General features: G+C 75.3%; 12 protein-coding genes. 4 read left to right on the forward strand and 8 right to left on the reverse strand.

Annotation, left to right across the window (positions count from 1 at the left end):
• Window positions 1–82: 82 nt before the first annotated feature.
• Window positions 83–496 (reverse strand): hypothetical protein, encoded by a 414-nt coding sequence (locus tag QE405_RS16400; RefSeq protein ID WP_307202677.1) that lies wholly within the window; start codon window positions 494–496, stop codon window positions 83–85.
• Window positions 489–857, reverse strand: coding sequence for a hypothetical protein (locus QE405_RS16405; protein ID WP_307202679.1), 369 nt, complete (start codon window positions 855–857; stop codon window positions 489–491). Before QE405_RS16405 ends, QE405_RS16400 begins: the two co-directional genes overlap by 8 nt.
• 57 nt (window positions 858–914) lie before the next feature.
• On the opposite strand from QE405_RS16405, the gene ilvA reads away from it, so the two are divergent.
• Together ilvA and QE405_RS16415 are read left to right on the forward strand one after the other, a co-directional pair.
• Window positions 915–2,234, forward strand: a complete 1,320-nt coding sequence (gene ilvA / locus QE405_RS16410; RefSeq protein WP_307202680.1) for a threonine ammonia-lyase IlvA — start codon at window positions 915–917, stop codon at window positions 2,232–2,234.
• A 109-nt stretch (window positions 2,235–2,343) separates the two neighbouring features.
• The gene (locus QE405_RS16415; protein ID WP_307202683.1) at window positions 2,344–3,378 is read left to right on the forward strand and encodes an alpha/beta hydrolase; all 1,035 of its coding nucleotides are present in this window, start codon (window positions 2,344–2,346) and stop codon (window positions 3,376–3,378) included.
• On the opposite strand, the gene QE405_RS16420 is transcribed toward QE405_RS16415, so the two are convergent.
• The 3 genes from QE405_RS16420 to QE405_RS16430 form a co-directional block, all read right to left on the reverse strand.
• Window positions 3,287–7,270, reverse strand: coding sequence for an HtaA domain-containing protein (locus tag QE405_RS16420; protein ID WP_307202687.1), 3,984 nt, complete (start codon window positions 7,268–7,270; stop codon window positions 3,287–3,289). The two genes, QE405_RS16415 and QE405_RS16420, sit on opposite strands and share 92 nt — an antisense overlap.
• 87 nt (window positions 7,271–7,357) lie before the next feature.
• Entirely contained in the window at window positions 7,358–7,849 is a 492-nt protein-coding gene (locus QE405_RS16425; RefSeq protein ID WP_307202689.1) for a neocarzinostatin apoprotein domain-containing protein, read from the reverse strand.
• A 168-nt stretch (window positions 7,850–8,017) separates the two neighbouring features.
• Entirely contained in the window at window positions 8,018–8,839 is an 822-nt protein-coding gene (locus QE405_RS16430; protein WP_307202691.1) for a PP2C family protein-serine/threonine phosphatase, read from the reverse strand.
• Window positions 8,840–8,972: 133 nt separating this feature from the next.
• Here QE405_RS16430 and QE405_RS16435 point away from each other — a divergent pair, with 133 nt between their 5' ends.
• Window positions 8,973–9,938 carry a PfkB family carbohydrate kinase gene (locus QE405_RS16435; RefSeq protein ID WP_307202693.1) on the forward strand — a complete coding sequence of 322 codons (966 nt, stop codon included), beginning with the start codon at window positions 8,973–8,975 and terminating at the stop codon, window positions 9,936–9,938.
• Window positions 9,939–9,953: 15 nt separating this feature from the next.
• Here QE405_RS16435 and QE405_RS16440 read toward each other — a convergent pair whose 3' ends face one another.
• Entirely contained in the window at window positions 9,954–10,913 is a 960-nt protein-coding gene (locus tag QE405_RS16440; RefSeq protein WP_307202694.1) for a hypothetical protein, read from the reverse strand.
• A 205-nt stretch (window positions 10,914–11,118) separates the two neighbouring features.
• Window positions 11,119–11,487, reverse strand: a complete 369-nt coding sequence (locus QE405_RS16445) for an MmcQ/YjbR family DNA-binding protein (RefSeq protein WP_307202697.1) — start codon at window positions 11,485–11,487, stop codon at window positions 11,119–11,121.
• 75 nt (window positions 11,488–11,562) lie between these two features.
• Here QE405_RS16445 and QE405_RS16450 point away from each other — a divergent pair, with 75 nt between their 5' ends.
• Window positions 11,563–12,045: a VOC family protein gene (locus tag QE405_RS16450; RefSeq protein WP_307202699.1), complete on the forward strand. Its 483-nt coding sequence runs from the start codon at window positions 11,563–11,565 to the stop codon at window positions 12,043–12,045.
• Between the two features lie 24 nt (window positions 12,046–12,069).
• On the opposite strand, the gene QE405_RS16455 is transcribed toward QE405_RS16450, so the two are convergent.
• Window positions 12,070–13,299 carry an oxygenase MpaB family protein gene (locus QE405_RS16455; RefSeq protein ID WP_307202701.1) on the reverse strand — a complete coding sequence of 410 codons (1,230 nt, stop codon included), beginning with the start codon at window positions 13,297–13,299 and terminating at the stop codon, window positions 12,070–12,072.
• Window positions 13,300–13,304 lie beyond the last annotated feature (5 nt).

Here is a 13,304-nt window from a genome sequence, read left to right on the forward strand (position 1 = left end):
TCCCGGTCGTGGTGTGAGACCACCACTTTCCGCAGGTCTCACACCACGACCGCGAGAGGGGGAGGGAGGGGAGAGGAGAAGCTCAGCCCCGCGTCCGCAGCAGCCACGCCACGCCGAGGAACGGCAGGAGCAGCGGCAGGTAGCCGTAGCCCTGCCCGAACACCGACCACACGGTGTCGTCGGGGAACCAGTCGGCGTGCACGACGCTGATCGTGCCGACGGCGACCACGCCGACCAGCTCGACGCACACCGCGACCCAGGCGACCTGCCGCCACCGGGCACCGGAGCGGGCGAGGCCGAGGGTCGCCGCGACGTACACGAGCGCCGCGAACGCCGACAGCAGGTAGGGCACCAGTGCCTCGTCGGCGTGCGTGGCGAGCTGCACCGAGGAGCGCCCGGTCGCCGAGAGCGCGAGGATCGCGTAGACGGCGACGAGCACGCGGCCCCACCCCGAGGAGGTACGCCGCGGCGCGGCTGACGTGGTCGGCTCAGGCACCGGCGGGGCTCCAGATCTGCTCGAGACGCACGACGAGGACGGGGATGACGAGCAGCACGACGAGCAGCACGCCCGTGCCGGCACGGCCGGGCTCGCCGCCGGCCCACCAGATGCCGACGGGGATGACGAGGAGCAGCGCGACGAGGTAGCCGATGAACGTGACCACGTTGACACCGTCGGGCGCTCCGCGGACCACCTCGACGATCCCGACCACCAGCTGCGCGACCAGCAGCAGCTCGACGAGCCACAGCGGTGCGGCGAGCCGCGGGTCGGGGCGGAGGTCGCGGACGACGTACCACGCACACCACGCCGCCGCCGCCAGCGAGACCGCGACGACGGCGATCTGGAGCGGGTCCCACATGGCGGCCATCGTAGGAGCCCGTCGGGGGGACCGACGGGCGCGCCCTACCCTGAGTCGGTGACCGTCCCGCCCGCCCCCACGACCGCGCTGCCGACCGCCGACGACGTCGAGGCCGCCGCGACCCTGCTCGCGCCGGTCATCCCCCCGACGCCGCTGCAGCGGAGCGCGCGGCTGTCGGCCGCGACCGGGCTCGACGTGTGGCTCAAGCGGGAGGACCTGACGACCGTGCGGTCCTACAAGGTGCGCGGCGCCTACACGGTCATCGCGGGTCTCGACGCGGCGGCCCGCGAGCGGGGCGTCACGTGCGCCAGCGCCGGCAACCACGCCCAGGGCGTCGCCTACGCGTGTGCCCGGGCGGGCGTGCGCGCGACGATCTTCCTGCCGCGCACGACCCCGCGGCAGAAGCGCGACCGGGTGGCGACGCTGGGCGGCGCGCTCGTCGAGGTGGTCATCGCGGGCGAGGCGTACGACGACGCCGCGTCCGCCTGCGCCGAGTTCGCCGAGGCCTCCGGGGCCACCGTCGTCCCGGCGTTCGACCACCCCCAGACCATCGCGGGCCAGGGCACCGTGACCGCCGAGATCGTCGACCAGGCGGCGGACGCCGGCCTCGAGCCGGCGGCGATCGTCGTACCGGTCGGCGGCGCCGGTCTCCTCGCCGGGGCCCTGACGCTGCTCGCGGAGCGGGCCCCGGGCGTGCGGGTCGTGGCGGCGGAGCCCGCGGGCGCGGCCTCCCTGGCGGCGGCGCTCGACGCCGGCGGGCCGACCGACCTCGAGCACGTCGACCCGTTCGTCGACGGCGCGGCGGTGCGCCGCGTCGGCGCGGTGACGTACGCCGCGGTCGACGCCGCCCGCAGCCACGGCGGTGGCCCGGTCGACCTCGCCACCGTGGCGGTGCCCGAGGGACTCATCTGCGTCGAGATGCTCGACCTCTACCAGGCCGACGGGATCATCGCCGAGCCCGCGGGGGCCCTGGCGAGCGCCGCGCTCCGCCAGGTGGTGGCCGACCCCGACGGCGGCCTGGTGCCCGGCAGCACCGTCGTCTGCGTGGTCTCGGGCGGCAACAACGACGTCTCGCGCTACGCGGACGTCGTCGAGCGGGCGCTCGTGCACGAGGGCGTGAAGCACTACTTCCTCGTCGAGTTCCCCCAGGAGCCCGGGGCGCTGCGGCGGTTCCTCGACGAGGTGCTCGGCCCCGACGACGACATCACGCTGTTCGAGTACACGAAGCGCAACAACCGCGAGACCGGTCCCGCCCTCGTCGGCGTGGAGCTGGGCGACCCGGCCGAGCTGGAGGGGCTGGTCGAGCGCATGCGCACGTCGAACCTCCGCGTCCAGAAGGTCGATCCCGACAGCCCCCTGTTCGGCTTCGTGCTCTGACTCAGGTCGGACGCACCGCTGCCGATCGCCTGTGACGTCTAGGTGACGTGGGGCACACTGGCCCCCACGCGACCAGCGGTCCGAGGAGACCGGCGCACAGGAGGTGGTCATGACGACCGGCACGCAACGGCGACGCGGCAGCGCGCGACGCACCCTCTCCGCCGCCCCGGCGGGCTCCCTCCTCGTGCGGCGCGACCTCGGTGGCGGGGGCGTGCGCTCGACGGCGCTCGACCTGACGCTCCGGGCCACGGTGCGCCCGCTCATCACCGCGTGGGCCCTCGCGCCGGGCCTGCCGTGGCCCTACGCGGTCGTCGACCAGGTCGGGCGGCTGCTCCGCCCCCTGCCCGGCACCGCGTTCGAGCGCTACCGCCTGCCGCACTGCTCCGCCACGCGCATCACGACGGCCGCATCGGCCGACAGCGGCACCACCGTGGTCTACCTCCACGGCGGCGCCTTCCTCGTCGGCGGCAACCACCTCCACCGCCAGCTGCTGAGCCGCGTCGCGCACCGCACGGGCGCGACGGTGCTGGCGCCGGAGTACCGCAAGCTCCCCCGCCACACCATCACCGACGCGCTCGAGGACGCCCTCGACGCCTACCGGCACGCGCTCGCCCACGGGGCCGACCCCGACCGCACGGTGCTCATGGGCGACTCCGCCGGCGGGTTCCTGGCGGTCATGCTGGCCGTCGCCGCGCAGCGTGCCGGCCTCCCCCGTCCGGCCGGCATCGTCGCGATGTCCCCGCTCGTCGACTTCCTCGCCCCCGAGCTGCCCTACCCGGGCTGCACCCTCTTCCCCCGCAGCGCCATCGGCCGCTTCCAGCAGGTCGCGGCGCGGGTCAACCGGCGCAAGGGCCTGGGCGACGACCCCATCGAGTCGCCGACCCACGCCGCGCGCCGCGGCCTGCCGCCGACGCTGGTGCAGGTCAGCTCCGCCGAGAGCCTGTACGCCGACGGCGTGCGTCTCGCCGAGGCCCTCGCCGACGCGGGCACGGCGGTCGAGCTGGAGGTCTGGGACAAGCAGGTGCACGTCTTCCAGGCCGCCGCCGGCCTCCTCAAGGAAGCCGGCGAGGCCCTCGAGAGCATCGGCGGGTTCGTCGAGCGGGCGTTCGCCGCGGCCGACGGCGTCGCCGCCGACATCGCCTGATCCTGCTCAGCGACCCGTCGTCGTCACCCACAGGGAGCGCGACCGCGTGACGGTCCGGTAGGCCGGGTCCTCGGGCACGAAGACGATCCTGACCTGCCAGTTGCCCCGCGACGGCAGCACCGGGGTGGCCATGCGGGTCGTGCGCCCCTCGTAGGTCCACGCCCGCGCCAGCACGCGGCTCGTGCCGACCTGGCGCGCGGTGACGAACACCGTGCCGCGGACCCGCTTGCCGTCGTGCCCCGCCAGCCAGAGGGAGAAGCCCTTGGCGCGCCCGGCGGTGCCGTACGCCGCCAGCGGGTCCCACCGCACCGTGCTGCCGACCGCGACCGAGCCCGGGGCGGGCGTCGACGGGGGTGACGGTGAGCGTCGCCTCGGCGCTGGTGACCGTCCCGGCGGAGCTGGTGGCGACGGCCCGGTAGCGCGTGCCGGACGCGCCCACCGCGACCGACCGGAGCAGGAGCGTCGGGCCCTCCGCGCCGGCCACGTCGTTCCAGGCCCCGCCGTCGGACCGCACCTGCCAGCGCACCGTCGGCGCGGGCTCGCCGGCGACCGCCACGGTGAAGGTGGCGTCCTGACCGGCGCGGACACCGACGTCGACCGGCTGCCGGGTGATGGACGGGGCGACGGTCCCCGGACCGCCCACGGGCACGGCGTCGCCGAGGTCCACCGTGAACGGCGCCGCCGGCTTGCGGGGATCGGCGGCGCCGCCGCTGGAGTACCAGTACGACGCGAGCCCGGTGCGTCCGTGAACGTCGACGAACTCCTGCGGCCAGGAGCCCCACCCGGCCCCGGTGCGGTCCTGGACCGCGTGGTCCGGCGGGGTGACCACCTCGACCCCCGCGTAGTCGGGCACGACCTCGACGACGCCCGCGGGATCGATCTCCACCCCGGAGAACGTCGCGACGGTGACGTCGGGGACCGGCTCCAGCGGCGTGCGGGTGCCGGGGTCCGACAGCGACGAGGCGTAGCCGCTGATGTCCGCGGTCAGCTCGCCGGTGCCGTCGGCCGCCACCGTCAGCACGGGATCGGTCAGGGTGAAGGGCACCAGCCCGTCGTAGAAGTTCACCGACCACGCGCCGTCCCAGCGCACGATCGCCGTGCCGTCGGCCTCGAGCTCGGCGAGGCCGCCCCCGAGCCGGGCGACCTGCGTGACGTCACCGGACGTCTGCGCCGCCCGGGTGTCCCAGGTGGCCGCGGCCTCGGAGCCGTCCGCCGCCACGTGCAGGATCTCGACGTCGCCCGCGCTCGCGGCGTACGTCGCCGGCTCGCCGTCCGAGACCCCTGCGCTGAAGTAGCTCGACGAGCCGAACGGCGGCCGGGCCTGCAGCTCGGCGGAGCCCGACCAGTCGAGCACGACGCCCTTGAGGTCGAGGCCCTCCTCGGGCACCTCGACCGCCGGGGTGACGGTCAGCGTCGCGGTGCGGGTGGTCGTCGTGCCGGCGGTGTTCACCGCCCGTGCTCGGAACTGTGCGCCCGACTGCTCCACCTCCGTCGCCCGCACCGTGAGGGTCGAGCTGCCCTCGGCGGACGCGACCAGCACGTCGTCGTCGGGCACCACGTCGGCCCAGAAGCCGTCGACGCGACGCTGCCAGGTCACGGTCGGCTCGGGGTGGCCGGTGGTGAGCACGGAGAAGCTGGCGGGCGAGCCCGCGGTGGCGATCACGGAGGTCGGCGGCGCGACCACCACCGGGATGCTCTCCACGGTGAGCGCGGCCTCGGCCGACGGGACCGACCCGGCCGCGTTGGTGTGGACCGCACGGTAGACGGACCCCTGGCTCGCGGCGTCCGCGACCACCTCCAGCGTCGTCCCCGTGCCGCCGGGGACGTCGACGAACCGCGAGCTGCCGGGGGCCTTGACCTGCCAGCGGGTGGTGGGCGCGGGCGTACCGGTCGCCTCCGCCGTGAACGAGGCCGGCGCGGTGCCGCCGGCCGTGCCGATGCGCACGGTGCGGGGCTCCGGCTGCGTGGTGGGGGTCGGCACGATGCCGTCGAGCGCGAAACCCACGTAGCCGTGGCCGTACGGCGTGTCCCAGGTGTAGGCCTCGCCGTCGCTGCCCTGGGCCCACACCGTGCCGTCGCCGGGCACGACGAGCCCGGCGGACCGGGCGCTCAGCAGGTCGTCGCGACGGTCGAGGACGACGCGGCCGTCCCGGACGAGCACGAGCCGCTGGGTGCTGGCCGTCTGGCCCCACACCGAGCCGTCCGCCGGGTCGATCTCGTAGTCGTCGACGAGGCGGGGCGCCAGGTCCACCCAGTCACCGACGGGCTCGATGGTCCCGGCGGCGGTGAGGCGGTAGCTGCGCACGGCCGACCGGACGTCGTCGAAGTAGAGCGAGCCCTGCGTGGCGAGGGCGACGTGGCCCTGCGGGGTCGTGAGCACGCCCACGGCCCGCGGGCTCTCGCTGCCGGGCAGGTCGGTGACCTGGGCCGCGCCGTCGACGACGGCGATGCGGCGGACCGGGGTCGCGAGCGCGGTGGTCGAGCCGGTCGGTGTGTAGGAGATCTGCTTGAGGAGGAGCGAGCCGTCCGCCGCCACCTTGACCGCGCCACCGGTGAAGGTGGCGGCCATGGTCGCGTAGGCGAAGCGGTTCGCGCGGGACTCCGACGCGGTCGGCAGCGGGTAGCGCTCCTCCGCGAGGCTGCCGTCCTCCTGCAGCGTCAGCACGTTGAGGAACCAGAGGTGCTGCTCGAAGGCGCTGCTCGCGACCCCGGCCGGCACCTCGCGGTTGACTGTCAGGAGGCGGTCACGCTGCTCGTCCCAGACGGCGAGGGTCTGGTTGGGACGGCGGGTGAGCGGCACCGCCAGGGTGCCCGTGCGGTAGGTCCGCGCCTCCGGGTCCCACGCCAGGTAGGAGTCCACCGGGGCGGTCGCCCCGGACGCGGAGGCGAACCAGATGCGCTGGCGCTCGCGGTCGACGACGTACGGCGCGCTCCCCGCCCGTCCCGGCACCACGACGGGCTCGCCGAGCGGCTGCATCGTGCGCAGGTCGAGCGCCTGGGCGACGGTGGTGTTCGTGTCGTCGGACCACCGGGCGTGCACGATGCCCCGCTCGGGGTCCTCCCACAGCGGCTCCTGCCACACCTGCATGAGGTCCTTCACGAGGACGGCCGAGCCCGTGCGGGTGACCGCGGCGGTGCCGGGCTCGTCCCACGACTCCGAGAGGTCGGGGGCCCCGCCCTCGCCGACGTAGGTCACGCTGACGGGGTCGAGCGTCTGGCCCGCGCGGTACTGGTTGCCGAAGACCTCCCGCGCCGGGTAGTCGGGCAGCGCGCTCGGGATGCCGCTCCACGCGACGGTGCCGTCGTCGAGCGTCGGCGCCAGGCCGCTGACGTCGAGGTCGGCCATGACGATGCGGCCGTGGTCGACGACCTCCCACGTGCCGGCGTCGCGCGCGACGACCTCGGCGGTCAGCGTGGAGCCGTCCGGGCCGATCGTGACCTCGGGGTCCTCGAGCAGGACGTCGAGGACGTAGAGCTCCGTCGACCCCTCCCAGCCCGCCGGCGGGTCGATGAGGTGCGCCTCCTTCGGGTACCAGTGCCCCCGCCAGTGCACGGCCCCGTCGAAGGAGAGCGACGTGGTGCCGGTCTCCGCGTCGTACGAGCCGGCGACGAGGGGCCACTGGTACTCCCCCGCGTCGTTGACGGAGACCGTGTCGTCCCAGACGGACTCGGCGGCCGTGTAGGTGCGCCACGAGGCCTTCATGCCCCACGTCAGCTGACCGGTGGTCACGGGCGCGCCGAGCGCGCTGGGCGCGGCGGGCGGGCTCGCCGCCAGCGCCGGGGCGGGCGCCGGGCCCGCGAGGCCCGCCAGGGGGGCGAGCAGGAGCGTGCCGAGGGCGGCGCTCCCGAGACGTCGGAGGGGGCGCGCGGGGCGCGCGGTCGTGCTGGTCACCGTGGTGCTCCTCGTGGGCGGTGTGCTGGGGGCGGGCCCGACGGACGGGCGCCCGACACCGGTGGCGTCGGGCACCCGTCGGCGGGATCAGAACGCGAGGTCGACGTAGGTCGTGCTGACGGGCACGTACGCCGCGGTGTAGGTCTGCACGACGAGGACGCAGTCGTCGGGACCGATCGACCCGCAGTCGGTGTCGGGCGAGCTGGGCGAGAGGCCCGGCACGAAGCTCGTGTTCGTGAAGAGCTGCTCGACCGCGAGCGTCCGGGTGACGGTGCCCGACGCGGGGACGGTGGTGCTGACGGCGCCGGCCGCCTTGCACGAGCGGCCGAGCGGGACGTCGTTCTTGTCGCACTGCGCGATGGAGTAGCGCGCCTCGGTGGCCGGGTCGAACGTGACCGTGACGGTGACCGTGTCCGAGGTGGCCAGGCCCGTCGTCGGCGTGGTCGCGACGACGGTGGCGGCCTGCGCGGGCGCGGCCAGGAGGGCGGCGCCGACGGCGAGGCCGGCGGCGCCGGCGAGCAGGGCGCCGCGGCGGACGTGGGCGCGCGGCGAGGGAGTGGGACGCGGAGAGGGACGCATGGTGGACCTCCGTGGGATGGCGGCGGTTGCCGCGACCCAGGTGTGCGGACCCGATGACCGCAGCCTGTGAGTTAGGTAAGGCTTACCTGAGTAAGCGCACCTTGGCGCACGACGCGCCTCACCCGCAAGGGGGGTCCACGATCTGGTCGGCGGCCGCGCCGCCCCACCTCAGGGGTGCTGCAGCGTGCCCGGGTCGACGACGTTGCGCGGGTCGCGCAGGGCGCCGAGGAGCTGACCGTCGCCGGAGAGACGCACGGTCCGGGGGTCGTCGAGCAGGTCGACGACGAGCACGGTGACGTTGTCCCGGCCGCCGCCGTCGAGCGCCGCCTGCACGAGGTCGCGGGTGGCGGTCTCCGCGTCCCGGGTGCTGACGATGTGGGCGACGGCGCGGTCCTCGACCATGTCGGTGAGGCCGTCGCTGCACACGAGGAAGCGGTCGCCCGGCCGCGCGTCGAGCACGTGGATGTCGGGCTGCAGGTCGGCCTCGTCGCCGGAGCCCGCGTGCAGCGACCGCATCACGACGTTGCGCATCGGGTGGTGGCGCACCGACTCGGCCGTGATGTCGCCCGAGTCGAGGAGGGCCTGCACGAGCGTGTGGTCGTGGGAGACGCGCGACAGCTGTCCGTCGCGCAGCAGGTAGGCCCGCGAGTCGCCGATGTGGGCGAGCACGACGCGGTGCCCGTCGGTGGCCAGGGCGGTGAGCGTGGTGGCCATCCCCCGGCGCTCGGGGTCGAGCGCCACCCCCCGGTGCAGGTCGACGACGGCCCGACGGATCGCGTCACCGAGCACGAGCACGGGGTCGTCGTCGGGGTGGGCACGCGTGGTCGCGGCCACGACGTAGGCCGCCGTCGCCGACGCCACCTCGCCGGCCGCCGCCCCGCCGACGCCGTCCGCGACGAGCGCGAGGTACGGCGAGGAGTAGGCGGCGTCCTCGTTGTGGTCCCGCACGAGCCCCACGTGGCTCGCCCCCGTACCGACGAAACGCAGCATGCCGCCCATCGTGGCACGGACGGGTGAGCCGGTGCCCCCGACGGTGCGCGCGCGGCACCGGCGCGTGTGACGCATGGCACTCCTGACGCTCTGGGCGTGCTATGGGGCCCCGTCGCGTCGTACCGTCCTCGACGTGACCACCTCGCCCCACGTGACCTGCATCGGCGGCGCCGTGGTCGACCGGTCCTACCGCATCGGTGGACCCGTCGTCCTCGGCTCGTCGAACGCCGCCACGGGCGCGACGTCCTTCGGCGGGGTCGCACGCAACGTCGCCGAGAACCTCAGCCGGCTCGGCACCCGCGCGGCCCTCGTGTCGGTCGTCGGCGACGACGTCCCCGGCCGCGCCCTCCTCGACGACCTCGACCGCCTCGGGGTGGACCGCTGGGCGGTGCGGCCGCTGGCGGGACAGACCACCGCGACGTCCGCCGCCGTGCGCGGCCCGGACGGCGAGCTGGTCGTGGGCGCGAGCGACCTGCGCGCCTTCGACGAGATCACCCCCGACCGCGTCGCCGAGCCGCTCTCGCGGGTCGACCCGGGCGCGTGGGTGTTCGCCGACGCCACCCTCCCGAGCTCCACGCAGACGCGGCTGGCGACCGCGCGGCGCACCCGCGGCTTCCGCCTCGCCGTCGACACCGTCGCGACGTCGAAGGCTCCCCGGCTGCCCGCCGACCTGGGCGCCATCGACGTGCTGTTCACCAACGTCGAGGAGGCCCGGGCGCTGCTCGCCGACCGCGGCCGCGCCCTCCCGGCGGGTCCCGACGGCACCGTGGACCCGGACGCCGTGGTGCACGCCCTCCTCGCCACCGGGGTGCGCGCCGTCGTGCTGACCCTGGGTCCCGCCGGCCAGGTCGTGGGCCAGCCCGACGTGCTCGTCCGCACCCCCGTGGTGCCGGCCTCCGTGGTCGACACCAACGGCGTCGGCGACGCGCTCGTCGGCGCCACGCTCGCCGACCTGGTGCGCGGCGTGCCGCTCGTCGACGCCGTGCGGTCCGGCGCCGCCGCCGCCGCGCTCACCACGGAGACCGCCAGCAGCGTCAACCCCGCCCTGTCGCCCGCGCTCGTCGCGTCGCGGCGGGTCGTGCCGGAGGGCGTGGGCTGAGCCGGTCCGCCGGGCTCAGGAGCAGGCGCCGCCGCCCCCCTCGACCCGGGACAGGAGGAGGGCCGGTCCCGCGGTCGGCGTGCCGTGCACGACGAGGTCCCACTGCTCCGCCAACGGGTCCCCGCCCATGATGGTGGCCATGCTCGGGTAGAACTCGGCCCCCATGTCGCTCGTGTCGTCGTTCCAGGTCAGCAGCATCTCGTCGTCGAAGTCGGCGTGCATCGAGGGGTAGCGCTCCAGCCCGATCGCAGCGGAGAAGGAGTCCCGCAGCGGGTTCGTCGCGGCGTCGGCGGACAGCGCCGGCAGGCACGTCCCGGTGCTGGACCGCACGGCCTCGTCCGCATTGACGATCGTGGCATCGAGGCTGCCGTCCGCGGCCCGGTCCGCGACCTCGATGCGCACCGGGAGCTCGATGGACGCGTCGTACCCGCCGTCACGGAACCCGCTGATCGTTCCCTCGAGCACGGCCCCGGCGAACGTGCGCGCGACGATGGCGTCCTCCGCGACGCGCACGACGGGCCGCAGCTCGACGACCTTCCCGTCCTCGATCCGCGCGCCGTAGATCTGCGAGGCGTAGGGCATGCCGTCGGCGACGACTGCTGAGTCCGAGTCGGCGTTCTCGGCGGTCACCTGGGCGGTCGCCGCCTCCGAGAGCGGCACGACTCCCTCGCGGGTCCACAGCCCGCCACCTCCCCGCACGATCGCGCCGAAGCGGGCGTCGTCCCCGGGATCGGCCGGCAGCCGGACGGGGGCTCCGTCAGCGAACAGGTCGCTGCAGGTGACGAGGCCGTCGTCGCCCCGCGTCCCCCCGGGACACACCTCCGACGCCTCGCTCTTCAGCGTGGGGACCGTCGCGCGGTCGGGGTCGTTCGAGTCGCTGCCGCAGGCCGTGAGCGTGCCTGCGGCGAGCGCCGCGGTGACGGCCGCGACGGCGAGGCGGACGACGAGACGGGTGGGGCGGGGGGTGGTTGCCATGAGGTCCTCCGGTTCGTGGAAGCCGGGGCGGTTCAGTCCCGGCGACGCTTCGACGCGCGAGCCGGCGATGCGGTTCCGACCTCGTTTCGCCGGACCACGCGCAGGCAGCCTGCACATTGTGGGGTGTGGCCGGCCTCGCGCTCGCTGCCGTGCCCGTGGTGGAGGGGTGACGTGTCCGACACCACGCTGCGGGGCAGGCGTCCCGTCAGCAGGTCCCCGGCCGCTGCACCTGGTCGACCAGACGCTCGGGCGCCTGCAGGCAGTAGGAGTCGGTGAGCAGCTCGGCCAGCTCCTGCAGGTCGGTCGCGTCGTCGAGCACGAGGCCCACGGCGTTGCCGCCGACCACGAAGTAGGGCTCCCCCAGGTGGCGGAACGCCATCACCTCGTCGGGCTCGGCGCGGAACGTGACGCGGAACAGCTGGTCCTCCCCGCCGAAGACGTGCGCGACCGTGCGCCCCGCGACGCGCCACCGCACGCCCGTCCACGCGTCCTCCTCGACGCACTCGGGGAACGCCGCGAGCACCGGGCGCAGGCGCGCCAGCAGCGTGGGCGGGACGTCGGGACGGCGGGCCATGGCGGCACGGTGCCACACGGGACCGACAGGTTCCGCGAAAGCCGTGCTCACGACCGATGACTCCGGGCCACCGCCGTGGTCTGCTCCCCCGACGCGGCCGACCGGCGGCCGCTCGCGACCCCGGAGCGCACCGTGACGACCCACATGAACACCTACCTGATCTTCGACGGCGAGACCCGCGCGGCGATGGAGCTCTACCAGTCGATCCTCGGCGGCACGCTCGACGTGATGACCTTCGGCGACATGGGCATGGAGGGTCCGGCGGCCGACGGCGTCATGCACGCGTTCCTCCACACGGACGGCGGCCTCCGCCTCATGGCGTCCGACGGCGGCCCCGACAACGAGGTCGTCCACGGGACGGACGTCGCGATCGCCCTCAACGGCGACGCGGAGGACGAGGCGACGCTGCGCGGCTGGTACGACGCGTTCAGCGCGGCCGGGACCGTCGACGTACCGCTGGAGAAGCAGATGTGGGGCGCCCTCTTCGGCCAGGTCACGGACCCCTTCGGCATCGCCTGGATGTTCAACGTCGCCTCCGGGGACGAGCCGGGGGCCTGAGCGGCGCCCCCTCACCCGGCCCCCTCACCCGGGCAGCGCGCCGACGGCGGGCTCGTCGTCGCCGAAGTAGTCCGCCATCACCCGCGCGACGACGTCCTCGCCCCACCGGTCGAGCCGGGCCTCGCCACCGGGGAGCCGCCGGTCGATCCGGTAGCGCCACGTGTTCAGCCCCAGCACGCAGGCGTGCGCCCACGGCGGGCGCCACGGCAGCCCGAGGTCGCGCATCGACTCCCGCCCGAGGAACAGCGAGAGCATGCTCAGCGTCCGCTCCGCCTTCCACCGGCCGTGCGGCAGCGTGCGCAGCATCGCGACGATGTCCTGCGAGAGCCGCGCGCCGGCGGGCGTGACGTCGCCCTGGGCGAGCAGCACGTGGTAGTTGATCCGGTGCCGCTCCCGCTCGTCGTCGACCAGCCACTGCTCGTCGACGCCGAGGAGCCACCCGACGTACTTCCACAGGTGCATCACCGCGCGCGACTCCGCCGGCGTCACCGGTACGCCGAGCGCCCGGGCCCCGAGGAGCACGACGCCGTCGAAGAGGCCGAGCGTGCCGGCCTGGTCCGCCTGGTTGATGGGCAGGCCCCAGCGCTCGACGTCCCAGTGCTCCGTGAACCCGGCGTTGACCAGCGCGTGCATGGCGCGCACGTGCACGGTGAGCCGCCAGCCCTCGCCCCAGCGACCGTCGGCGTCGCGCTGGAGCGCGCCCGGCTGCGAGAGCGCGGCGGTCCACGTCTGCGTCTCGGCGAGCCGACGCCGGGTCGAGCCGCCGACGAGGCCGCCGGTGGCGACGAGCAGGTCGGGCGGCCCGCCGAAGCGGTAGCCGCCGATCAGCGACAGCTGCAGGAGCACGTCGGCGGCGTTCTGCCCGAACCGCCGGTAGACGCGCGCCCCCTCCTCGACCAGCACGGGGTCGACCCACGACGGGGTGGCCTCCACGTGCGCGAGGAACGCGCGCAGCGCCTCCGGCGCGTCCGGTACGGCGCGGATCCCGTCCGCGAGGGCCACCCGCAGCTGGCGGTGGGTGACGCGCCGCGGGTCGCCCGCGGGGAGACGCAGCGCGGCGGCGAGCCGGGCACCGACCTCGTCCTGCTCACCGAGGGCGGCGCCGATCCGGGCCATCAGGTCCTCGTCGACCTCGCGCACGCGGGCGACGACCCGCAAGGTGCGGCCGAGCCGGCGGCTGCGGGCCTCGGCGGCGCGGAAGCGGGAGGGCGGCGGGACGGGGGCGGTGAGCTCGGGCTGGAGGGAGGCGCTCATGCACG

The sequence above is a fragment of the Nocardioides zeae genome (genome assembly GCF_030818655.1).
Taxonomy (GTDB): domain Bacteria; phylum Actinomycetota; class Actinomycetes; order Propionibacteriales; family Nocardioidaceae; genus Nocardioides; species Nocardioides zeae_A.

Coding starts and splice junctions, on each gene's coding strand:
- QE405_RS16405 (WP_307202679.1), bottom strand. CDS start 857: ATGTGGGACCCGCTCCAGATCGCCGTCGTCGCGGTCTCGCTGGCGGCG.
- QE405_RS16415 (WP_307202683.1), top strand. CDS start 2,344: ATGACGACCGGCACGCAACGGCGACGCGGCAGCGCGCGACGCACCCTC.
- QE405_RS16425 (WP_307202689.1), bottom strand. CDS start 7,849: ATGCGTCCCTCTCCGCGTCCCACTCCCTCGCCGCGCGCCCACGTCCGC.
- QE405_RS16430 (WP_307202691.1), bottom strand. CDS start 8,839: ATGCTGCGTTTCGTCGGTACGGGGGCGAGCCACGTGGGGCTCGTGCGG.
- QE405_RS16440 (WP_307202694.1), bottom strand. CDS start 10,913: ATGGCAACCACCCCCCGCCCCACCCGTCTCGTCGTCCGCCTCGCCGTC.
- QE405_RS16445 (WP_307202697.1), bottom strand. CDS start 11,487: ATGGCCCGCCGTCCCGACGTCCCGCCCACGCTGCTGGCGCGCCTGCGC.
- QE405_RS16455 (WP_307202701.1), bottom strand. CDS start 13,299: ATGAGCGCCTCCCTCCAGCCCGAGCTCACCGCCCCCGTCCCGCCGCCC.